Raw genomic sequence first — 22,454 nt, 5'->3', positions numbered from 1 at the left:
TTCCACCGGAATCAAAATATTGATAACCCAACTTCCCACCTCTCAGAGAATCTAAAATGAGGTCATCAAGATAGGTGAGCTCCCGAGTATCTTTCTCTCTAAGTATAGGGTAGAGAAATGCTTGATCACTCAATTGTGGTCCCTCATAAAATGTCACGTAACTATTTGATAAATCGATCGCTCTAGCATTAAAGGAGAGAAAAAAACAACTCAAATAGAACAGTATTCTTGTCCTTGTGTACATATATTACTACCTTTGATTAAAATCAGTTAAACGAGGCTCCACCTAACTCTTAATGCAGACCGAATACTAATAAATTAACTATCAATTATGTTTTCCTTACAAGTGAGTCCAATCGAGTATTGAGAATGACATTTCTTTGATTTTACTAGTCTTTTAAATCAAAAATTTTGCGATTAGGTGGTGGGTTGGCATTAATTGAAGCGATAGCAAGATAAGAAAGTTTAGATTATTGTTATTTTTAGCCTGTATTTTGGGGGTGACAGGACCCCTGTAAAAGAGAAATTTGATATTAATGTAAATACAGTGTGGTTAAATCTACACCCCAACCCCTGCAATCGTGGGTCGGCTGACATTTTGGATTGATGAAAAAGTGATCCAACAATGGCAACGGACCAAGCAAGGTGATCGTGGAAGACCTCGTTTGTTTAGCTAATCACTTTACCGGAGCAAAAGGTAGCCTCATCACCCCTCTAGAATTGTCTGAGGCTGGCTTTGAGATGAAGAACGTCCTATTTCGAAGGCGTGGCCAGAACGCTTGCGCTTCCTCACTCCTTTCACTGACTTTAATTAAGTTCGAGTAAAGGCTTATTGTCTTATGTGCCTATTTCCCTTTCGACTCACATCATTTGATGGGCTCACAGGCTGTTAACCGTGATCGTTCTGAACCCCAATGACAAGGGTATATGAACGCTTCGCGCCCTTGTCCTTGAGAACCAAGAACGTTTGCCGGACAGCCAAGCGGCTCCATAAAAGTGATACTCAAACAGAAAGGAAACTCCTCATGGTACAACGACACTCAAGCCTAACTCTCTCTAAATCAAAGTTCAGCGACCAGCGTTTCGCCGCTGGGCACGAAAGCTCACCAAAAAATGATGTCTCTAGATCTTTGGCGGTCTTGAAGTTGCGCTATCAAGTCAAAAAGTGTCGTGATGAGGCGAAAAGAAAGTCTGATTGGGTTTCCAAAATCCAGCGTTTAAAAATGTTCAGTCGTCGTCAGTCGCCAGAGCAACAGGCTGATATCGCGTCGTTAAAAGGCCAAGGGTTCGTTGAAGCTATCAAGCAGCAGTTTCCGCAATTGGTGTCGCGTCGTTTTGCTTTCCATGAAATCCGTGACTTTTTCATTGAATTAAATGGCGCTGGCTTTGGTGAATGGTTTCTTCACGAGCGAGCGGATCACATTATTCTGTACACCACTTACGGGTCTGTGTTTCCAGCGTTGCGATTCGTGCAAACGGAGGAGGGGACGTTTAAGTGCTCAGGGTTTTGTTTTGATGTGCGTTTTGGCGTTTAGAGGGTCACATGAAAATACGTTCTACGGTTTCCTCTGACATATCCAGGCACGTGATTTGGGTGAATTCAATCGACTTCTTAATACTAAAGGCACCGGGGGGAGGGGTGAGTATCAGAGTGTGTGACTGTGCTACCACCATTAAACAAATGCGAGAAGACGACGCCTATGCGAAGAAAACGGAAAAGACGACAGAAACAACCTCCGAGCATCGCGCGTCGGCCAAAGGTTTACTCTCTTGTCTGTATAACGATTAAGGTCGGCTGATGCGCGACGGCATCAAACCCTCATAAGGTAAGGCCATCAATAGGTCTGAATTTTGTTTCGATATTCCAGTCGTTTTCGGCATTCAATCGGTTCGGGTTTGTTATACGAGCAACGCTTTTGCTCTTTGTGAGCACCAGGCGATTATGCGTATTGTAACTACCAAGCAACTTTGTCTTGGAGTGGTGATTTTTTCAAAACTTACTGAATCCTAAAAAGGACATCAAGCCACTACTTGCAGTTGCCAAGAAATCGCGTAAATACCACTGGTTGAAGCAAGATGATTCAACCGTCTTGCAGCAATCTGTACTCAATCGTCACCAAGCCTTTGATAACTTCTTTAATCCGAAGTTGAAAGCCAAGTACCCACATTCAAACGTAGACACGGTAAGCAATCGAGCTATCACTGTGTTGGTGTAAAAGTCTTTGATGGTGCATCAAACTCCCGAAAATAAAGCCTGTAGAGGCGAATAATCACCGTGAGATTGTAGGCAAGGTTAAGAGCATTACGTTAAGCAAGGTAACTGGTATTGATCTAGGTCTATTTCATTTTGCTATTGAATCGAACGGTAGAAAGACAGCTAACCCAAGATTTGTAAAACGTGCTGAGAAGAATCTCAGACGAAAGCAGCGTCAGCTATCTAGAAAAGCAAAAGGCAGTGCCAATCGAGCAAAAACTAGATTGCTCGTTGCCAAATGCCACGAAAAAGTGGCTAACGCTCGTGCTGATTTTCAACATAAGCTTTCTCGAACTCTCGTTGACGAAAACCAAGCGGTGATAATTGAGACATTGAAATCAACAAACATGATGAAAAGCCGCAAACTGGCGAAACACATAGCGGACGCCTCATGGCATAGTTTTGTCTTTAAGTTGGAGTACAAACTAAAAGAGCAAGGCAAATATCTAGTTAAACTAAATCAGTGGGACGCAAGCTCTAAACGTGCTGTTGTTGCGGTCATAAAGTGGAAGAAATGCCCTTATCGGTTTGCAAGTGGGATTGTCCATCAGGCGGCACTACAGACATAAATCGTGACTTAAACGCCGCCCTTAATATCCGTGATAAAGGCCTTCTAGAATTAAAGGCGGTTGGATAATCGTCTCTGCTTATGGAAGCTGCGTAAGTCTTGATACTATCGAGCAATGGCTAACGAAATAAGAAGCATCGCCCAATAGGCGGTGAGTAGTCACTTAGATAGATATGCTGAAAACCCAAGCAAACGAGGGAAGAGCTCCTAGTTTTTTAAGGACTTAATAGCATTTTTCTAGCTAGGCATAGACCTTCGGATCTTGTCACTTTGGGCAAAAAGTAAAAATAGAGTAAAGCAGATGATGGCAAGTCCTAAAGATATTCCTAGTATTAATAAGCTTTCTTCACATATTAGAGGTAAGGCTATTGATAAAAAAGCGAGCAGGACAACAAATAGTTCACATCCTCCCCCGAAAATAGGATGCTGATGACGAAATACTGCCCATTGATAAACCATTGTTGATAATCTCCTTGCAGCTGAGCTCAGCTCTTTCTCTTTAGTTAAAATACGTTAACACTATCAATACTGTATGGGGGGGGATTTTTATTATTTATTTTTAATTAATTATCTGCCAATTTTAAACGCTAAAGTTAGTACTATTTGAAAGCGAAATACAGGGTTTATTCATGATTATATTTATAAATAAAGATAATTAATTAAAAATATAAAATCATTGCTTTATGTTAAATAATTGATTAATTATCTTAAATGATTGTCATTTCCTCTGCTATTAATCGAATTTATAAGAATCATTTTTAATTTATAACCATACTAGCTATAGCCATGAATAAAATTATCTCCCTTTCTATATTAATTATACTCTTCTTGGCAGGTTGTAATTTAGAATTGTCAGAAGAGGTTGATGTAAAACCAGCAATAACATTAGAACGGATCGATATTAGCGTCTCCTCATCAGGAATTCGGGGAACAAGTAAATTAACGATGAGGAAGGGGAACAAAAAAGCTTTCGTCGCAGTAGGTTATTATTCTGATCACTCTTCAAAGGTGCTAACTGATTTAAGCATTTGGCGCTCTAATAACAAGAACATTGGATATTTTGTAGAACCGGGACAATTAATTGGCAAAGCGTTAGGATTTATAAAGATCACAGCCACTAAAGATGGAGTCACCAGTAACACAGTGGACGTGGAGGTGACCAATGCCATCGTCACCTCGCTCACCGTCACGCCTTCACAGGTCTTAGTCGCGAAAGGTCAAACACAACAGTTACTTGCAACAGCGACCTACAGTGATGGGACCTCATCAGATGTCAGCCGTTCGGTCACGTGGACACCGGATGAACCACAGACAGCAACGGTCACGCCTACTGGTTTATTGTCTGGGGACACAGTCGCCACCACGACGGTTGAGGCTTTCCTAGACGGAGTCACCAGTAACACAGTGGACGTGGAGGTGACCAATGCCATCGTCACCTCGCTCACCGTCACGCCTTCACAGGTCTTAGTCGCGAAAGGTCAAACACAACAGTTACTTGCAACAGCGACCTACAGTGATGGGACCTCATCAGATGTCAGCCGTTCGGTCACGTGGACACCGGATGAACCACAGACAGCAACGGTCACGCCTACTGGTTTATTGTCTGGGGACACAGTCGCCACCACGACGGTTGAGGCTTTCCTAGACGGAGTCACCAGTAACACAGTGGACGTGGAGGTGACCAATGCCATCGTCACCTCGCTCACCGTCACGCCTTCACAGGTCTTAGTCGCGAAAGGTCAAACACAACAGTTACTTGCAACAGCGACCTACAGTGATGGGACCTCATCAGATGTCAGCCGTTCGGTCACGTGGACACCGGATGAACCACAGACAGCAACGGTCACGCCTACTGGTTTATTGTCTGGGGACACAGTCGCCACCACGACGGTTGAGGCTTTCCTAGACGGAGTCACCAGTAACACAGTGGACGTGGAGGTGACCAATGCCATCGTCACCTCGCTCACCGTCACGCCTTCACAGGTCTTAGTCGCGAAAGGTCAAACACAACAGTTACTTGCAACAGCGACCTACAGTGATGGGACCTCATCAGATGTCAGCCGTTCGGTCACGTGGACACCGGATGAACCACAGACAGCAACGGTCACGCCTACTGGTTTATTGTCTGGGGACACAGTCGCCACCACGACGGTTGAGGCTTTCCTAGACGGAGTCACCAGTAACACAGTGGACGTGGAGGTGACCAATGCCATCGTCACCTCGCTCACCGTCACGCCTTCACAGGTCTTAGTCGCGAAAGGTCAAACACAACAGTTACTTGCAACAGCGACCTACAGTGATGGGACCTCATCAGATGTCAGCCGTTCGGTCACGTGGACACCGGATGAACCACAGACAGCAACGGTCACGCCTACTGGTTTATTGTCTGGGGACACAGTCGCCACCACGACGGTTGAGGCTTTCCTAGACGGAGTCACCAGTAACACAGTGGACGTGGAGGTGACCAATGCCATCGTCACCTCGCTCACCGTCACGCCTTCACAGGTCTTAGTCGCGAAAGGTCAAACACAACAGTTACTTGCAACAGCGACCTACAGTGATGGGACCTCATCAGATGTCAGCCGTTCGGTCACGTGGACACCGGATGAACCACAGACAGCAACGGTCACGCCTACTGGTTTATTGTCTGGGGACACAGTCGCCACCACGACGGTTGAGGCTTTCCTAGACGGAGTCACCAGTAACACAGTGGACGTGGAGGTGACCAATGCCATCGTCACCTCGCTCACCGTCACGCCTTCACAGGTCTTAGTCGCGAAAGGTCAAACACAACAGTTACTTGCAACAGCGACCTACAGTGATGGGACCTCATCAGATGTCAGCCGTTCGGTCACGTGGACACCGGATGAACCACAGACAGCAACGGTCACGCCTACTGGTTTATTGTCTGGGGACACAGTCGCCACCACGACGGTTGAGGCTTTCCTAGACGGAGTCACCAGTAACACAGTGGACGTGGAGGTGACCAATGCCATCGTCACCTCGCTCACCGTCACGCCTTCACAGGTCTTAGTCGCGAAAGGTCAAACACAACAGTTACTTGCAACAGCGACCTACAGTGATGGGACCTCATCAGATGTCAGCCGTTCGGTCACGTGGACACCGGATGAACCACAGACAGCAACGGTCACGCCTACTGGTTTATTGTCTGGGGACACAGTCGCCACCACGACGGTTGAGGCTTTCCTAGACGGAGTCACCAGTAACACAGTGGACGTGGAGGTGACCAATGCCATCGTCACCTCGCTCACCGTCACGCCTTCACAGGTCTTAGTCGCGAAAGGTCAAACACAACAGTTACTTGCAACAGCGACCTACAGTGATGGGACCTCATCAGATGTCAGCCGTTCGGTCACGTGGACACCGGATGAACCACAGACAGCAACGGTCACGCCTACTGGTTTATTGTCTGGGGACACAGTCGCCACCACGACGGTTGAGGCTTTCCTAGACGGAGTCACCAGTAACACAGTGGACGTGGAGGTGACCAATGCCATCGTCACCTCGCTCACCGTCACGCCTTCACAGGTCTTAGTCGCGAAAGGTCAAACACAACAGTTACTTGCAACAGCGACCTACAGTGATGGGACCTCATCAGATGTCAGCCGTTCGGTCACGTGGACACCGGATGAACCACAGACAGCAACGGTCACGCCTACTGGTTTATTGTCTGGGGACACAGTCGCCACCACGACGGTTGAGGCTTTCCTAGACGGAGTCACCAGTAACACAGTGGACGTGGAGGTGACCAATGCCATCGTCACCTCGCTCACCGTCACGCCTTCACAGGTCTTAGTCGCGAAAGGTCAAACACAACAGTTACTTGCAACAGCGACCTACAGTGATGGGACCTCATCAGATGTCAGCCGTTCGGTCACGTGGACACCGGATGAACCACAGACAGCAACGGTCACGCCTACTGGTTTATTGTCTGGGGACACAGTCGCCACCACGACGGTTGAGGCTTTCCTAGACGGAGTCACCAGTAACACAGTGGACGTGGAGGTGACCAATGCCATCGTCACCTCGCTCACCGTCACGCCTTCACAGGTCTTAGTCGCGAAAGGTCAAACACAACAGTTACTTGCAACAGCGACCTACAGTGATGGGACCTCATCAGATGTCAGCCGTTCGGTCACGTGGACACCGGATGAACCACAGACAGCAACGGTCACGCCTACTGGTTTATTGTCTGGGGACACAGTCGCCACCACGACGGTTGAGGCTTTCCTAGACGGAGTCACCAGTAACACAGTGGACGTGGAGGTGACCAATGCCATCGTCACCTCGCTCACCGTCACGCCTTCACAGGTCTTAGTCGCGAAAGGTCAAACACAACAGTTACTTGCAACAGCGACCTACAGTGATGGGACCTCATCAGATGTCAGCCGTTCGGTCACGTGGACACCGGATGAACCACAGACAGCAACGGTCACGCCTACTGGTTTATTGTCTGGGGACACAGTCGCCACCACGACGGTTGAGGCTTTCCTAGACGGAGTCACCAGTAACACAGTGGACGTGGAGGTGACCAATGCCATCGTCACCTCGCTCACCGTCACGCCTTCACAGGTCTTAGTCGCGAAAGGTCAAACACAACAGTTACTTGCAACAGCGACCTACAGTGATGGGACCTCATCAGATGTCAGCCGTTCGGTCACGTGGACACCGGATGAACCACAGACAGCAACGGTCACGCCTACTGGTTTATTGTCTGGGGACACAGTCGCCACCACGACGGTTGAGGCTTTCCTAGACGGAGTCACCAGTAACACAGTGGACGTGGAGGTGACCAATGCCATCGTCACCTCGCTCACCGTCACGCCTTCACAGGTCTTAGTCGCGAAAGGTCAAACACAACAGTTACTTGCAACAGCGACCTACAGTGATGGGACCTCATCAGATGTCAGCCGTTCGGTCACGTGGACACCGGATGAACCACAGACAGCAACGGTCACGCCTACTGGTTTATTGTCTGGGGACACAGTCGCCACCACGACGGTTGAGGCTTTCCTAGACGGAGTCACCAGTAACACAGTGGACGTGGATGTCTATGCATGTAGGAGTACGGGAGCTTCATGTCTTGACATCTTCGATACTGGTAGTGGGAAATTGTTTACAAATTCACCATCCAAAACGTTCCTAGATAGTAGAGGAGGCAGTACAAATAAAGGTTTTACACAAGAAATAGGAACTTCAGGTCCTACTGGGGATTTCTATATTTTCGATTGGAATAACGCAGATTCATTGTGTGACACATATAATTCCAAGAGTATTGCAGGACGAACCAACTGGCGTTTAGCTACTGTGAATGAGTTAAGGGGACTATTCAACACAAATGGAAATATGTTTACTGCTCGTGGCTGGGCAGTCAGGATAAATTACTGGACATCAACGTCTCGTGGTCCGGGCTATGCCAATATATCTCTCAGAAATGGTCACTCTGGGCTCACTATGCCGAGCGACGACTATCTTTACGCATCGTGTGTCTCTGTTCCTTAGCGGCAAACGTCTGAGTCTTAGATTTCTCTCTCAAAACCACCTACCTCGGTAGGTGGTTATATTAGTGATTTTAATAAAGTGCTTGGCAGGTACTTTAATACATTAGTTAGTTATCAAGATAAAACCTAGGCAGATAGATATTGAGATGAACTGGTAGTCTTCTTCGATGAAATAACCTACCAGAAGTGCCGAAGTATATTGATGATGTCAGCTAACTTAAATATCTTGGTTATACCTATTATTGGTATTGTTTCTGGATATTACCTTCTAAAAGAGGGTGTTTTAGGTTTTGACTTATTAGGTATAAGTTTTTTGTTGTCGGCAATTGCCATCTGTAGTGGATAAGGGCATTTGGCCAACAACATGCAGGGTGGTCGTATGGTTGTAATACTAGAAGTAATCCGCAAAGTCAGGATGTTCTATGGTTCGTAACTCAGAAGTGTCCAGCTTCGTGCTGACAGGGTAGATCACATTTTACCCGTGGCAGCTAGATTAGTAAAAACACTGACACGGTTTTGGTCCAAAGCTTGCCATCTTGATTTTGGGTCGAAAAATCCCGTAAGAAATTTCACTCTACATATAGTGTTAAGCGAGATCTAACTCTGAGATAATTTCTTGCAGAATGAGCTTGGATTCACTATCTAATCCTGTCAAAGGGGTTGGTAAACATGGGGATTCAGCATAGCCTAATATTTCTGCCGCACTGACCATCACCCTCATGGCACCGAGATTATCTGAGAACAATTGCCACAGTCTGTCATATCTTAGAGAGAGTTCTTTCGCTTGCGCAGGGGAAGAAATTTTGGCTTGCTTAAATAAGTATAGAGCGGTGAGTGGGAACAAACCTGCTAGGACGGAATACCAAACGTCACATCCTGCTTGAATGCCATTTGAAGCGAATACGTCACCACTAACTCCAATCGTTACATTGCCTGGCAGTAGTTTTCTGAGAGCTTGAACTCGGCATCCACCCTGATCTTCAAATTGCGCACCAGGGAACTTTATTGACTGCACCATTTTTAGCTTTGCAATCTCAGCATGGAGTTCGTGACTAAAGGTAAAATGGGTAGCAGCTGGGTTGTCGTATACACAGATAGGTACCGAAACGCTCTCCGATACACGTCGATAGAGTTCATAGACTTCTTCATCGAATAACCGATGATAAGAAATAGGCGCGAGTAAAAGACCTTTTACGCCGAGCTGCTCTGCTTGCTCAGCATTAGCAAGCACATCCCTTAATCGTAGCGACCCGATGCCAGCCAAGACAGGAATTTCTCCTGCCATTTCAACTGCTGTAGCAATCGCGTTATGTTTCTCTGATGCGTTTAAATACGGATATAAACCTGTTGACCCTAAGGCACATATAGAATCAACCCTTGCGTTAATTAAACGGCCAAGAATCTGACTATAAGCGGTCACGTCGATTCGTTCATCCGACATCGGGGTGATCGGGAAAGCACTGATTCCTTTAAATATCATAGATAAATTCCTTTCATTATGTGTGTTTACCGAGTGTTATGCGACCATAATGAGCCTATCGCAAATACATTAAACAGGATGGTAAAGATAGACAATGATCTGCACAGCCAAGACTGGACACCAAATTAAGTGACTTTCCATACCTGTAGTTATTCATGACTTTCTAATTTAGCAAAGGTACTGATTTATTTTTGTCCAGAAACTTCATAGGCTAAATTTTATCCGTCACTTTTTATCTCGAAAGCCGTCAACAAAAGTAAGCTATTCCCAACGGATGAAGTGGCAGGGAAGACGATCTTCTTAGCGATCCAGGATGTCTCCGTACAATGGACGATGCCCATATAAGCAAATGGCGACAAGTTCTGAACCGCTTTATAATTATGTTCGAAGACCGATTAACTGCTTATAGGTAACCAGGGCAGTTACAAAGAATCCTTTATATATACAGGCTTTGGGGCTTTATCAATAATCGACTGCACAAATATATCAACGCATTCAGGCGTAAGTGGTAGGCTTAGTGATGGTTCGGTTATCTCAAGTTCCAGCAGCAGCGGCCGACCATTTTTACCTTCAATGAAGTCTAATCTCGCGTACAGAAGTGGTTGAGAAAGACCAAGATTGCTTTGTACTAACCTCAATATACGCTTCGCCAACGCCTTCTCTTCACTATTCGCTTCTTTTAGCTTGCGAAATTCCATGTCCGGCGTTTTAGTCTCACCACGTTGTGCGAGCAAAGGTTCCTTCTTAATCGCATGTGAGTACGTATGATCAAAGTAAATCATGTTCGTTTCACCATGCTCTTCAATCGTATGTAGGTATGGTTGAATAATGACGCCCTTACCTAGTCCTAATAGGTAACGCACATGCTGAGTTATTTTGTCTAAATCTTCGATGGACAGACGAATGACACCGAATGAATAGGCACCAACTGTTGGTTTAATCACGACTTCGTGAACTTTCCAGTAGTTATCTTGAAGATTAGCAACGGCTGCTTGAATCTCAGTTTCTGAGTAGATGATTTCTGTCGGGACAATTGGGACACCCTGCTTCTCGAGTTGTTTCAAATAACTCTTGTCTGAGTTCCATCTGATCACCGATAGAGGATTGAGCAGTACTGAACAATTTTCAACTTGTTGGCAAAATTCAATGAATGGCTCAATTTTCTCCATATAGGTCCACGGTGAGCGCAGGACAACCACATCATACATAGCCCAATCGTGGTTGGGGCTATCCCAAAATATCACATCAACTTCCACGTCAGTACGCTTAAAAGCGTCCAGAATATAAGGCATATCATAGTCGACAGCTAGGCTATCACTATCTGAGACTAAAGCGACTTTCTTTGTTGCGAGCATTTAACTATTCCTTTTACTACCAGGGAAGAAGGGATTCCATGTGAATAAACTGACCACTCACTAAGCTGTCAGCATCAAGTGCCACTTTTATCGCTGTGAGGGCTCCTTCTTTTGGGGTTAACATCCCATCGCCATCGTTTAAGTCGGTCTTTGTATAGCCGGGATGGATGCTATTTACCGTTATCGAGGTATCTCGAAGCTCATAGGCGAGGTGAGCAGTCCAAGAATTGAGGGCACTTTTTGAGGCACTGTACGCTGGTAGAGATTTAAATTCATCCGTGTATGCGTATGATTTGGTGTCACTATGTAACGTCACCGATCCCAATAAGCTCGATACATTGAGGATTTTTCCTTTCATTGAGCGCTTGAGTAAAGGTAAAAAGCTGCGGGTTACGTTTACCGTACCAAACAAATTTGTATTGAACGTTTCAAACCATTTTATGAGTGGTTGTTCAGACGGCGGTGTGCCATATTCTTCAACCCTTATTGCTGCGTTGTTTATAAGTATATCGACCTTACCAAACAAGGTTTCAACGATATGGACGGCTTCTTTGATAGATTTGTCGTCGGTAATGTCCATACATAAGCAATAGACTTCGATACCTTGGAGGTTCAGGTTAGCAGCAGCCTCTTTAATTGCTGCTGCTTTTCTACCAGCAAGCAGTACCTTATGACCTTGCTTGCCAAGTTCTGCTGCAATTTCAAAACCGATCCCTCTGTTTGCTCCTGTAATGAGCGAAATCTGTGAGTCTGACATTCAGCCTTCCTAGCTCTTAACTTTCATAAAGTGAGTTTGTTTCTTCCCTTCTATCAACTTTCCGACGACAATAATGAAACAAAGAGCCAGTAGAAGTGTTAGAAAACTGAGTATCGCCATCCAGTTACCGAAGCGCTGCGCTATGAATCCGGACGTAATTACAGGTATCGAAAATCCGACATAAGAATAGATGTACATGCCAGCCGTAGAGCTTGCCTTGTCGATGTTATGGTTACTCGTAAACTTAAGTAGCCCCGCCATATATGTGAAACCATAACTTGAAAGGCTAGTGCAACTGGCTCCGAAAAGAATGATCGTGATAGATTCATGATAGTAGCCAAGTGCTATGAGGCTAAACCCAAATACCGTAAAGAAACATCCCAATATTAGGCTTGAGTTTGGGTGCAAGCGTTTAGCAATGTGTTGAGTCAAAAAACCAGTGCAAATAGATAGGAAAACCATTAAGCCAGTCCAATCGCTTAAACCCATCTCATTGAGAAGTATTGGTACGATTGCGATGACCATACCCGTTGTAGCCCAAGCTAACATCATGCCTAAACCATACGACCACGTGTTGGTGGGGAAGCAAGGCAATGTAATGAGTTTGAGATTTGGTTTTATGGTTTGGTTGCTCGGCAATCGAACCAGCAACAACAACAACAAAGAAACGAGTAGAAATAGACTGAGGTAACTGTATGGAAGCACTGTCATGCCAGCTACGTTTAGGCTCACACTTGTCGCAAGTGCACCACTACCAAACCCCAACGACGTAGACGCGGCCACTAGCAACGTACCAAATTTTTGTTCTCGTTCATCAATAAGGTCGTATATATACGCTGAGACTGAGGTTGTGGTTAAGGCGGTAGCAACACCCAATAGCAGTCTTGCGACAAATAACGAGGTCCAATTTGGCTGAATGACGAGCAATGCCGTTGCCCCCGCACTTAACAATAGTGCAAGGAATATGGGTTGCTTCCTACCTACTTTATTTGAAATACCCCCTAGCATTAATAGAGTAGGCAATAGACCCAATACATAGGCAGCAAAGGCGATGGCGACCGCCGCGGGGCCCATGTTACTGTTTTCGGCATAAACACTGTAAAGAGGTGCTTGAAGGTTTACAGAGTAGGTCACACAGAACATGACCAACGCCAACACACTTAATGAAATTCGTTTTTCCATACGAGTACTCCTTTCGTTGATAATTATCGTTGATAGCGTTTACATGTCACGTGTACTATTAACATAAATCCAGTATTTAGAGGGTGAACTATGCATTACATTCAGCTGTTATAGACTCTTCGCTCCAAGTTGTAATAAAAGGGTCCGTTTCTTCATTACCAAGTTGATCAAACAACTCAGTAGACAAATATCTTTCTCCTGTATCTGGTGCCATTGCCAATATCACGCTTCCTTTAGATGCAGATTTAGCCACTTCTAAAGCTGTAGCTACCGTTGCCCCGGCAGAGATACCAACAAGAATGCCTTCGTGACGAGCTAAGTCACGTGCCGTCGTGATCCCCAAATTTCCATCAACAGTGACAAGGTTATCCACCACACTCTTTTAGCCTGTATTCTGGAGTTAAAGTGCTCCTGGATAAGAGTAACTTGGCGTTCATGTAAAAACAGTGTGTTCAAATCTACACCCCTTTCAAGAGGGGCGTTTTTCATCGATAATTTAGGCTCTTAGCGAAAACAAATAGTAATCGGGAAGTATTCCAAAAAATGCCCCTGTATTTTCAATTTTTCACCACACAGCCAAGTTAAAAGATTTTCGCTTCTTAAGCTCAATAAGCCATGAACCAAAATATTTTTCGACCGACTTATCTTTCCATAAAATTGACCTTGCGGCATGGATAAATAGCGTTCTCAGTTCTTTATTTCCTCGTTTTGATATTCCAAGTAGCGTTAACTGGCTTTGTTGCGTAATTCAATGGAACTAAATCAAGAACCTACGATCTGATCAGCTACGTTCACTACTTCTCGTAGCTCTATGCCTAAACCTCTTTACAAAACAACCAACTGGAAGCAATACAACCAATCACTCATTAACCGTGGCTCTCTGACCTTTTGGATTGATGAAGAGGCGATAGCGGGTGGGCGCAAAGCAAACAGAATAAGCGCGGTAGGCCACGTCGATTCAGTGATTTAGCTATCACGACAGCACTCATGGTGAAACGCGTGTTTTCTATGCCACTGAGAGCGTTGCAAGGATTTATCAACTCGATATTTAGACTGGCCCATGTTCCATTAAGCTGTCCGCATTACACCTGCATCAGTCGTAGAGCAAAGCAAGTTGAGGTCTCATTTAAGACAAAAACGAAAGGAGCGATACAGCACCTAGCCATTGATGCGACTGGCCTAAAGGTTTATGGCGAAGGTGAATGGAAAGTCAAAAAACACGGGACAGATGGCAAGCGTAGAGTCTGGCGAAAGCTTCATATTGCCGTCGATACAAGCACTCATGTAATTATTGCAGCCGAGCTAAGTTTATCGACGGTTAGAGATGGGGAAGTACTCTCGAACTTACTGAAACAAACACGCCGAAGTATCCTTGAGGTGTCTGGTGATGGTACTTACGACACGAGAGCATGTCACGCTGCTATTAAGATTAAGCGAGCCGTTGCGCTTATTCCCCCAAGAGAAGGGGCTGCCTTCTTGGAGCGTGGTCATCCTCGAAATCTCGCAGTGGGTTGCCAGAAGTTATACGGCTCAAATAAGTATTGGAAAGAGCGGTATGGATACCACAAACGTTCACTCTCAGAAACAGCGATGTATCGAGTTAAACAGTTGCTAGGAGGGCAACTGAGCTTAAGAAATTACAATTCACAGGTAGGTGAAACTTACGCGATGATAAAAGCGTTGAACAAGCTTACTGGGTTAGGTATGCCTGAAACTTGTCGTATTGACTAAAAAGTATGCGAAACGGGGTGCATCTATCTCTAAATTTAATTACGCAACAAAGCCTTCCCTACTCTCTTTGATTAGTTTGTTTTCTAGGTGGTACTCAGATCATTGAATAATATTTTTTTTCTTTAGCGAGAGGGAAATAGATGTTGTTATTATTATAAGAACGCCACATGTGCTCATCCAACTAGGGATTTCATACCAAAAAATAACCCCCCAAAGTATATTGAAGACCAAGCCGATATAGCGGGTGACTGCAACTACAGCGGCGTTTTCATGACTGAATGCCTTTGTTAGGAAAATTTGCCCAATGAGCGAAACAAGACCAATGGCAATTAGATAAATCCACGCAATTCCCTGTGGAACCACAAACTCCTCCCTCATCAAGTAACCGGATACCAACATCGAAGTGAAAAGAAAATAAAACACAATCTCGTAAATATGGTGCCTCTTACTCAGGTGGCGAATAGTGATAGAGGCAGCCGCCGCAAAAAAAGCACTCGCCACCCCTGAGAGGGCATACAAATTAAATGTGTCGAAGCTAAATGGATTTACAATTAAGGTAACTCCAACCAAAGTGAGCGGAAAAAGGAATGCTACTTTTTTAGGGGCTTTTTCTCCCAAAATTAGGTTGGAAAGTAATATAACGAAGAACGGGGACAGGTAAGCCAAAATCACGGCGTCCGCTAGCGGCATGTGGGTAATCGCGTACACAAAAGCGAGCAGATAAAACGCCCCAAACAGGCCACGAAGCAAAAGCATTGGTATGCCCGTGGTAGAAAACCTGATACTCGCTTTCCACATTAAACCTAAAATCAGAACGGTTCCTATTGCGCTTCGGAAGAAGACAATTTCAGAGCTTGGAATCGTCAAACTGGCCGCTTTAATAAGTGCGTTCATGACACTAAAAATGAACGCAGAAAATATAGTTAACGCTACACCGTTGTTCATGATGGGTTTCTTTAAAGGTCGTATGATAGACGCACCCAACCAAGGTATTGGTGCGCTTGAGTGCGGGACTCTTCAATCAAATGGTGAGGGAGTTGAGAGCTACTTAACCAAGATTCGAATATACCTAGCACACGGTTAACGCTCGGTAATGCAATCCCATGCGCTCTGCCTAAGACTTGAAGCCAGTAAAGATTCTGTATATCTTCTTTAGGTATTCGAGGTAAAGACAACTTGCCTTTTTCCACCTTACCTTTGGCATAGGGCACGGCAGAGAAGTTGAAGTAGCACCCATTTTCATCCGGCTTAGAAAAAGGATCGATCAGAATCGCGCTGTATCGTACGTAAACCAAATATTCCTGCGCTATTGGAGTGAGCGACATAAACTGCTCAATTTGACGACGACGAATGGTTTCTGGATGCACAGGGTAGTTGTCATCATTGAGAAATTGTAACAAGTTAAATGGTGTTCCGTTAAAGTGAAGCATCAATCTTGATATATCGCGCCATAGCTCAACCAAAATGTGGATGGTTTCGGTTGTGATCGGTCCCTCAGGGAAAAGTTTGTACATGTACTTAACTTCTCTCGTCTCACTTAAGATATGATTGAGCGAGAAAGGGGTCATAAAAAATGCGGGATGAACGAAAGAGGTAATGTTTCGTCCTTCTACGCTAAACCCATTTTCCAACTCGACAACTTCAACACCGATATCCGCTAAAGTTTGAGTCAGTAGCTCTAGGACAGGGCATTTTTCTTTACTTGAGTAAGCATAAATACGTTTTTTAACCGCTTTGGTAAGGACACGAACGCCAGCTTGTTCCGTTATAAATTTAGTGGCCGCAAAGTAATTGGAAAATATCAGTACGTTGGGGGTTAAATTCAGTTCTGAAAACAAGCCTTTTACAATCCGGTGCCCACCAAATAAGGATGAAATGAGGACTACTATTTTTGTGGAACTCAAACACGATTTAGGTAAAGCCAATAGAACCGCTGAATAAGCATGAGATGGGGTGCCCAGAACCAACGTATCCCATTGTCCGCTTACATCGCGTAAATCTTCAAAAACCGCATCAAATATCACCTGCCCAGCCATTCGCTTCAAAGAGGATTTGGCAGCGATAATATGCGCAATACGTTCGTTGTGTAAGCTTTCGAACATCGGCTGCCAGCGCTCTGATGAGCGGTTTACTAACCCAAGTTGCTCGCACTGGTTTCTGATGATTTTTGCTGTCTGAAATGCGGCTGGCCCTGTGCCAACGATTAACACTTTTCCTAATGAAAGAGTCATTTTGCGCGCTCCATCAAGACGGTGTCATATATCGCTGCATCGTTATGGATCTGTTGTGTTTCCCACCCATCCATTAGGTTTGGGTTGAAAGGGTAATTGAAGGCGGACTTTAAACCATTACCGAATCGAACTAATACTCGGTGAGAGTGGTTAAGATGAGGTCTAAGCTGTCTGAGTTGTTCCCATTTATGTTCCACTAAAGAGGCTACTACAACATGAGTTGGCCGGAAAGAGGCAAACTCAGTGATTAGATCTTTGCAGCTAAAAGTGGTTGACAAGTTGAGTTGGTTGGCCATTTTCACTGCCTGCTCATCAAGATCTAGACCGTGCACGAGAGCGCCTGTGCTCTGAGATATAGTGAAAGCAGAAACCGGATAGGACCCTGAGCCAATAAACAGGACTCGAGAGTTGCTTTCAATTCCTGCTTTTTTTAGTTCAATTTTTGTGTTTTCAGAAAGTTGGTATAAATATTCGCTGATGTCGATTTGATGCTCTCTGGCACACTGAGACTGATGTTTTTCCAATAAACACAGAGCTTTTACAGCAGTTTCACGAAGCTGCTTGATTAAACGATCGTACTCAGGGGTCATATCAAAATCATCGCTAATGGTTTTAAAATTTTCTTGCAAAATCCAAGCGCAAAACTCATCAATTTTTTCTTGCAAAAGGACAAAACATTCACAATTTTCAAGGCTGTAATGAGTCAGGGTTTGAATTTGAGATTCAAACGTGGATAGAGAAACTAATAAGTGATATTGCCTTTTATTCATTGCCATAAGAATGCCTAATCTGTTTTAAGGGCTCGAACTGGGGTGACGTGGGTATGTCCATGAACGCAACAACCTACGTCCACATGAATCTGATAGATTTTCCCCAGCCTTTCAGAATCGAGCACGTCTTCTGGTTTACCGCAATATTGAACTTCACCATCATTCATTAAGAGAAGATGGTCGCAGTATCGAGCAGCGAGAGAGAGGTCGTGTAGGACCGCAATTGTGATGATATTTTTGGCTCGGGTATATTGACGAACAAGGTCTAAAATTTGGACTTGATGCTTGAGATCTAAGGCGCTTGTTGGTTCATCTAAGAGCAATACCTTGGGCTCAGCAACAAGAGATTGCGCCAGTGAAACCAGCTGTTGCTGACCACCGCTTAGTTGAGAAAACTGTCTAAGGGCGAGATTTCTCAAACCTAGATAATCAAGGATGGCGTCTGCTTTTTGTTCTTGTTCAAATGTGATGTTCCAGCTCAGTTGATGAACCAAGCCCAGTAAGACAAACTCAATAACCGTTAATTGACAGGGAGATTTGTTGAGTTGACATAGGTACGAGAAGGATTGTAGCGGTAATCTCAGCCCGTCCTCCCCACTTGAATTAATCTTCCCATCAGAAGGAATGATGCCCATGATAGCTTTGAGCAATGTCGTTTTTCCTGCGCCATTGGGCCCTAAAATGGCGGTAAATTTGCCACCCAAAAAGTGGGCATCTACCTTCTTTAAAACGAGTTTTCTTCCAATTGGAACGGCAAGATTTTCTATTGAAAGCGACGTCATTAGATAAACCTCCTGCTTATCAGAAAATAAAGAAGGATCGGCACACCGACTAAGGAGGTGACGATACCAATTGGTATGATAGTGCCTGGGACAATCAACTTAGCAACAAGAGACGAGGTACATAAAAGCAACGCTCCCATTAATGCCGCCAAAGGTAAGTAGAAACGCTGATCTTCGCCTATTAGCATTCTTGCTAGGTGAGGAGCAACCAAACCAATGAAACCAATGGTTCCGACAAACGACACTGCTCCTGCAGTTAATAAGGAACACAGTAAAAACATCTGTAGTCTTAACTTGCTGGTCTTTATTCCCAAGGCGAGTGCACGCTCTTCGCCTAAAGTGAGGGCGGTGAGTGCCCATACCTTAGATAACGCAAAGACCAAACCGAACAGGAAAACGGCTCCTGAAACAAAGAAGGACAACCAACTCGCCTTCAGTAGACTGCCAAATAACCAAAAAACAATTTGCTGCAGCACTTCTGGTGATGCCAAATATTGAATTAATGACTGTAAAGCCTGGAAAAAGAAGAGAACGACAATACCTGCCAAAATCAGGATTTTTGCGTCCATATGTCGGCTGCGACCAATTATGTAGATCGCCATACTCGCTAATCCAGATGTCAAGAAAGCGGCAAACGGCACGCCTAACCAATGCAAACCAAATACTGAAAAACCGGTTAAAAAAGCTATGGCTGCACCAAATCCAGCAGCAGCAGAGATACCAAGGGTATACGGACTGGCAAGTGGGTTGGCTAAGAGGGTTTGCATTAGACCGCCAGCGAGGCCGAGTGAGGCGCCAACCATAAGACAGGTGAGAGTGATGGGTAACCGAAGTTGCCAGACAATAAGTGTTGATAAGCTGTCACCAGAGGGACCACCTAGGAGGGCTTCAACAACTTGTTCAATGCCTAGCCACGATGAGCCAGTACCAAGATCGAATAAAGCGGAAAAACTCGTTGCCAGAAAAGCGCCTAGCAAAATCTTAATTCTTTGCTTCTGCATTCTTTGATAAATAGCGCCGCTGGAATGATTCAGGTCAGACGATGCTTTCATGCTTTCATTCATGAGTTACGCCCACCTGAATCATGAAAGTGCCTTTGAGCGCTTGCGGCATGTAGTTCCTAAAAAATTCTTGGTGCAATTTCTTAGGTTCAATATCTTTAAATGCTTCTGGGTAAATAGACTTTGCTAGATACAACAAGAAAACGTGGTCGTAAATAGTACGTGTTCCTGAGTGGTATATACCGTAGACGTCACCATTTTTAACTGCCGTCAGTTGATTCCAGCCAGCACGATTTAGGTAGGGGCGGTATCTAGTTTGCGCTTCTTCCATTGTGCTGTTGAAACCAAGCAGGGCGCTGTCGTTATGTTTAACCCAGTGAGCACCGGATATAAAGATCACTTCTGGATCTTGACTCAAGATATATTCAGGCGTTAGGTGGGCAGAACCTTCAAACATCCCATGGGCAAGGTTATCGGCCCCCGCCATTGTCAAAAGGTTGCCCCACATTGTCGTCGAGTAAGATTTACCGTATTCATTTGGTCCACCTGTACCTGCTTCCACATACACACGGCGTGCCGTGTGGTTTTCCAGATGCCTCGTAACACGTTGTTTAACCATGTTTACTGTGTTTTCGTATTCCGTTGCAATCGATGAAGCGCGTCCTTCTGTCCCCATTACTCTGCCTATAACACGTGTGCTAATGACGTGTTTTTCAAGCGTTTGAGCATTGAAGTCTACAACGACAACTCTGATACCATTCTTTTCAAGTATTTCAACTTTTTCACCAAGGGATTGATATTGCCACGCCGCAAGAAGTGCAACATCAGGTTTAGTTAACAAGAGTTTTTCGAAATCAAAAGTACCTGTATAAAGAGAACCTGAATCAATAATCGTTTCTAACTCAGGAATGATTTTTTTATAGGTGGTCCATTGAGATTGACGGTAATCTTTCCAAGAGTGTCTTGGGAAAATAGCCACTTTTTTGTAAGCATCTGGTCCAGCGATCGCTAGGTAATCCTCAAAATAAAAACCTAGGAAAATTTTTTCTGCCGGCTTTTCTAAAGAGATGTTTCTACCGAGCACGTCTTTGAACTGAAGAGCTGTAGAAGCAGAGGCCATGTCACCCAAAGCCAAAGTTGCCAAAAAAAGTGCTTTTACTTTTAAAAGGTGTCCTTTCATTCCCTCGACCTCAAATAGAACACTAATTGTTATAATGTAACAATGGTTCTAGGGTTGAAAAGATATATATTTATTATTTATATCTATTAAATATAAATAATAAAGCTAGGTGGATTTGTTGTTGCGTAATTCAATGGAACTAAATCAAGAACCTACGATATGATCAGCTACGTCCACTCTCTCTCGTAGCTCTATGTCTAAACCTCGTTACAAAACAACCAACAGGAAGCAATACAACCAATCGCTCATTAACCGTGGCTCTCTGACTTTTTGGATTGATGAAGAGGCAATAAGCGGTTGGGCGCAAAGCAAACAGAATAAGCGCGGTAGGCCACGTCGATTCAGTGATTTAGCTATCACGACAGCACTCATGAAAAGTCAAAAAACACGAGACGGATGGCAAGCGTAGAGTCTGGCGATGGCGCGTACGACACGAGAGTGTGCCACGCTGCTATTAAGATTAAGCGAGCCGTTGCGCTTATTCCCCCAAGAGAAGGAGCAGCCTTCTGGGAGCGTGGTCACCCTCGAAATCTCGCCGTGGGTTGCCAGAAGTTATACGGCTCAAATAAGTATTGGAAAGAGCGGTATGGATACCACAGACGTTCACTATCAGAAACAGTGATGTATCGAGTAAAACAGTTGTTAGGAGGGCGATTGAGCTTAAGAAATTACAATTCACAGGTGGGTGAAACTTACGCGATGATAAAACCGTTGAACAAGCTTACTGGGTTAGGTATGCCTGAAACTTGTCGTATTGACTAAAAAGCATGAGAAACGGGGAGACTCTGTTTCTAAACTGAATTACGCAACAAAGCCAATAATTATTGCGAAGGTGTAAATAATTTCTTGGCTTAATTAAAATTGATTTACGCTAGAAAGGCATTGTGTCCTTAACGCACTATAACTAAATATCTTGATATAACTACTCTAAGTGGCAAAGGGTAGAGCACACATATGAATAATTTAATAAAGCACCGCACGGTTTTCATCACCGTTTGATTTGGATTTACATGGCTCGCACCACGTATGAAGGATTTTGATATTTCTTTGTTGCGTAAATCAGTTGAACTAAGTTATCGGGACCGATTAAGAGAAACGGATGTGCTATTTGGAGAAATAGTACATCACAGCGCTGAAGTGATGACTAAGGTGAGGTCTCAAAAAAGTGAGGTAAGGACGATATCTGTTTTTATTCCTACTGGAAAATACGACAAGTGTTTGCCTTACTTATAGACGTATATACATTAACTTAGAAACTGGCTTGACTGATTTGGGGCTAACTCTAACAATAGAGCTTAATCGAGCGCTTGAGACCATTAATGCTCGTTTTGAAAAAGGGACGCTGACCTTTGGCTCTCAAAAGGGAGGTTACAGTGAGCAAGGTGGCAGTATCGATATACCCATTCTAGTGACTTACTGACGGGTAAATGTATTTAAATAATCCTCATTCTTGGCTTCTTATCTCTTAGCTTATTGCTTCTTAGTTTTTTACGTGGGGTGAGAAATAATGAGGTGCTCTTTCCTTAGGCGTGATCCTTCGGGCAAGGCTTTCTCTTGGAGCTTTCATCTATGGCCTAGATTGGCATCACCCTAGTGAGCCACTGCGTGCCGCACCAGAAGGTGCTTCTCTACAAGCTCCTA

15 protein-coding genes and 4 pseudogenes are annotated in these 22,454 nt (G+C 44.5%); 7 read left to right on the top strand and 12 right to left on the bottom strand.

The window, feature by feature from the left end; all coding sequences use genetic code 11:
* The first annotated feature begins 1,025 nt into the window (after positions 1-1,025).
* The 3 genes and pseudogenes from BCU07_RS22495 (at position 1,026) to BCU07_RS22485 (ending at position 8,345) form a co-directional block, all read left to right on the top strand.
* Entirely contained in the window at positions 1,026-1,535 is a 510-nt protein-coding gene (locus BCU07_RS22495) for a hypothetical protein (RefSeq protein ID WP_102258285.1), read from the top strand.
* Between the two features lie 465 nt (positions 1,536-2,000).
* Positions 2,001-2,891, top strand: a pseudogene (locus tag BCU07_RS22490) (RNA-guided endonuclease TnpB family protein).
* Positions 2,892-3,767: 876 nt separating this feature from the next.
* On the top strand, positions 3,768-8,345 hold the full coding sequence (locus BCU07_RS22485; protein ID WP_413286184.1) for an Ig-like domain-containing protein: 4,578 nt from the start codon (positions 3,768-3,770) through the stop codon (positions 8,343-8,345).
* Positions 8,346-8,930: 585 nt separating this feature from the next.
* On the opposite strand, the gene BCU07_RS22480 is transcribed toward BCU07_RS22485, so the two are convergent.
* On the bottom strand, positions 8,931-9,824 hold the full coding sequence (locus tag BCU07_RS22480) for a dihydrodipicolinate synthase family protein (RefSeq protein WP_017100374.1): 894 nt from the start codon (positions 9,822-9,824) through the stop codon (positions 8,931-8,933).
* A gap of 234 nt (positions 9,825-10,058) precedes the next feature.
* Here BCU07_RS22480 and BCU07_RS22475 point away from each other — a divergent pair.
* Positions 10,059-10,237 (top strand): annotated as a pseudogene (locus BCU07_RS22475) (IS256 family transposase); the annotation flags it as partial.
* Positions 10,238-10,246: 9 nt separating this feature from the next.
* Here the strand turns inward: BCU07_RS22475 and BCU07_RS22470 are convergent.
* The 5 genes from BCU07_RS22470 to BCU07_RS22450 all read right to left on the bottom strand — a co-directional run bounded on the left by BCU07_RS22470 (position 10,247) and on the right by BCU07_RS22450 (position 13,794).
* On the bottom strand, positions 10,247-11,179 hold the full coding sequence (locus BCU07_RS22470; protein WP_017100375.1) for an ATP-grasp domain-containing protein: 933 nt from the start codon (positions 11,177-11,179) through the stop codon (positions 10,247-10,249).
* Between the two features lie 16 nt (positions 11,180-11,195).
* Positions 11,196-11,936: an SDR family NAD(P)-dependent oxidoreductase gene (locus tag BCU07_RS22465; protein ID WP_017100376.1), complete on the bottom strand. Its 741-nt coding sequence runs from the start codon at positions 11,934-11,936 to the stop codon at positions 11,196-11,198.
* 9 nt (positions 11,937-11,945) lie between these two features.
* Complete coding sequence (locus BCU07_RS22460) at positions 11,946-13,118, bottom strand: MFS transporter (RefSeq protein ID WP_017100377.1); 1,173 nt, start codon at positions 13,116-13,118, stop codon at positions 11,946-11,948.
* Positions 13,119-13,206: 88 nt separating this feature from the next.
* Positions 13,207-13,491, bottom strand: coding sequence for a hypothetical protein (locus tag BCU07_RS22455; protein WP_241910064.1), 285 nt, complete (start codon positions 13,489-13,491; stop codon positions 13,207-13,209).
* A gap of 192 nt (positions 13,492-13,683) precedes the next feature.
* Positions 13,684-13,794: a hypothetical protein gene (locus BCU07_RS22450; protein ID WP_371695879.1), complete on the bottom strand. Its 111-nt coding sequence runs from the start codon at positions 13,792-13,794 to the stop codon at positions 13,684-13,686.
* A gap of 135 nt (positions 13,795-13,929) precedes the next feature.
* On the opposite strand from BCU07_RS22450, the pseudogene BCU07_RS22445 reads away from it, so the two are divergent.
* Positions 13,930-14,849, top strand: a pseudogene (locus BCU07_RS22445) (IS5 family transposase).
* Positions 14,850-14,948: 99 nt separating this feature from the next.
* On the opposite strand, the gene BCU07_RS22440 reads toward BCU07_RS22445, so the two are convergent.
* Genes BCU07_RS22440 through BCU07_RS22415 form a run of 6 tightly spaced genes read right to left on the bottom strand, consistent with a single transcriptional unit; the run spans position 14,949 to position 20,813 of the window.
* On the bottom strand, positions 14,949-15,794 hold the full coding sequence (locus BCU07_RS22440; protein WP_102428837.1) for a DMT family transporter: 846 nt from the start codon (positions 15,792-15,794) through the stop codon (positions 14,949-14,951).
* Between the two features lie 11 nt (positions 15,795-15,805).
* Positions 15,806-17,080, bottom strand: coding sequence for an opine metallophore biosynthesis dehydrogenase (locus BCU07_RS22435; protein ID WP_016800129.1), 1,275 nt, complete (start codon positions 17,078-17,080; stop codon positions 15,806-15,808).
* Positions 17,077-17,856 (bottom strand): hypothetical protein, encoded by a 780-nt coding sequence (locus BCU07_RS22430; RefSeq protein WP_102428836.1) that lies wholly within the window; start codon positions 17,854-17,856, stop codon positions 17,077-17,079. The genes BCU07_RS22435 and BCU07_RS22430 overlap by 4 nt, the downstream gene beginning before the upstream one ends.
* A gap of 8 nt (positions 17,857-17,864) precedes the next feature.
* Entirely contained in the window at positions 17,865-18,632 is a 768-nt protein-coding gene (locus BCU07_RS22425; protein WP_017103898.1) for an ABC transporter ATP-binding protein, read from the bottom strand.
* Positions 18,632-19,696, bottom strand: coding sequence for a FecCD family ABC transporter permease (locus tag BCU07_RS22420; protein WP_016800126.1), 1,065 nt, complete (start codon positions 19,694-19,696; stop codon positions 18,632-18,634). Before BCU07_RS22420 ends, BCU07_RS22425 begins: the two co-directional genes overlap by 1 nt.
* The gene (locus BCU07_RS22415; RefSeq protein WP_016800125.1) at positions 19,689-20,813 is read right to left on the bottom strand and encodes an ABC transporter substrate-binding protein; all 1,125 of its coding nucleotides are present in this window, start codon (positions 20,811-20,813) and stop codon (positions 19,689-19,691) included. The genes BCU07_RS22420 and BCU07_RS22415 overlap by 8 nt, the downstream gene beginning before the upstream one ends.
* Positions 20,814-21,006: 193 nt before the next feature.
* Here BCU07_RS22415 and BCU07_RS22410 point away from each other — a divergent pair.
* Together BCU07_RS22410 and BCU07_RS22405 are read left to right on the top strand one after the other, a co-directional pair.
* Positions 21,007-21,575: pseudogene (locus BCU07_RS22410) on the top strand (transposase).
* Positions 21,576-22,074: 499 nt separating this feature from the next.
* Positions 22,075-22,233: a hypothetical protein gene (locus tag BCU07_RS22405; RefSeq protein WP_241910063.1), complete on the top strand. Its 159-nt coding sequence runs from the start codon at positions 22,075-22,077 to the stop codon at positions 22,231-22,233.
* Positions 22,234-22,454: the final 221 nt, after the last annotated feature.

The sequence above is a fragment of the Vibrio sp. 10N.261.54.E10 genome, assembly GCF_002877735.2.
Classification (GTDB): domain Bacteria; phylum Pseudomonadota; class Gammaproteobacteria; order Enterobacterales; family Vibrionaceae; genus Vibrio; species Vibrio crassostreae_C.
This window is presented reverse-complemented; position numbering and strand designations above follow the sequence as displayed.

Coding starts and splice junctions, on each gene's coding strand:
- BCU07_RS22495 (WP_102258285.1), top strand. CDS start 1,026: ATGGTACAACGACACTCAAGCCTAACTCTCTCTAAATCAAAGTTCAGC.
- BCU07_RS22485 (WP_413286184.1), top strand. CDS start 3,768: ATGAGGAAGGGGAACAAAAAAGCTTTCGTCGCAGTAGGTTATTATTCT.
- BCU07_RS22480 (WP_017100374.1), bottom strand. CDS start 9,824: ATGATATTTAAAGGAATCAGTGCTTTCCCGATCACCCCGATGTCGGAT.
- BCU07_RS22470 (WP_017100375.1), bottom strand. CDS start 11,179: ATGCTCGCAACAAAGAAAGTCGCTTTAGTCTCAGATAGTGATAGCCTA.
- BCU07_RS22465 (WP_017100376.1), bottom strand. CDS start 11,936: ATGTCAGACTCACAGATTTCGCTCATTACAGGAGCAAACAGAGGGATC.
- BCU07_RS22460 (WP_017100377.1), bottom strand. CDS start 13,118: ATGGAAAAACGAATTTCATTAAGTGTGTTGGCGTTGGTCATGTTCTGT.
- BCU07_RS22440 (WP_102428837.1), bottom strand. CDS start 15,794: ATGAACAACGGTGTAGCGTTAACTATATTTTCTGCGTTCATTTTTAGT.
- BCU07_RS22435 (WP_016800129.1), bottom strand. CDS start 17,080: ATGACTCTTTCATTAGGAAAAGTGTTAATCGTTGGCACAGGGCCAGCC.
- BCU07_RS22430 (WP_102428836.1), bottom strand. CDS start 17,856: ATGGCAATGAATAAAAGGCAATATCACTTATTAGTTTCTCTATCCACG.
- BCU07_RS22425 (WP_017103898.1), bottom strand. CDS start 18,632: ATGACGTCGCTTTCAATAGAAAATCTTGCCGTTCCAATTGGAAGAAAA.
- BCU07_RS22420 (WP_016800126.1), bottom strand. CDS start 19,696: ATGAATGAAAGCATGAAAGCATCGTCTGACCTGAATCATTCCAGCGGC.
- BCU07_RS22415 (WP_016800125.1), bottom strand. CDS start 20,813: ATGAAAGGACACCTTTTAAAAGTAAAAGCACTTTTTTTGGCAACTTTG.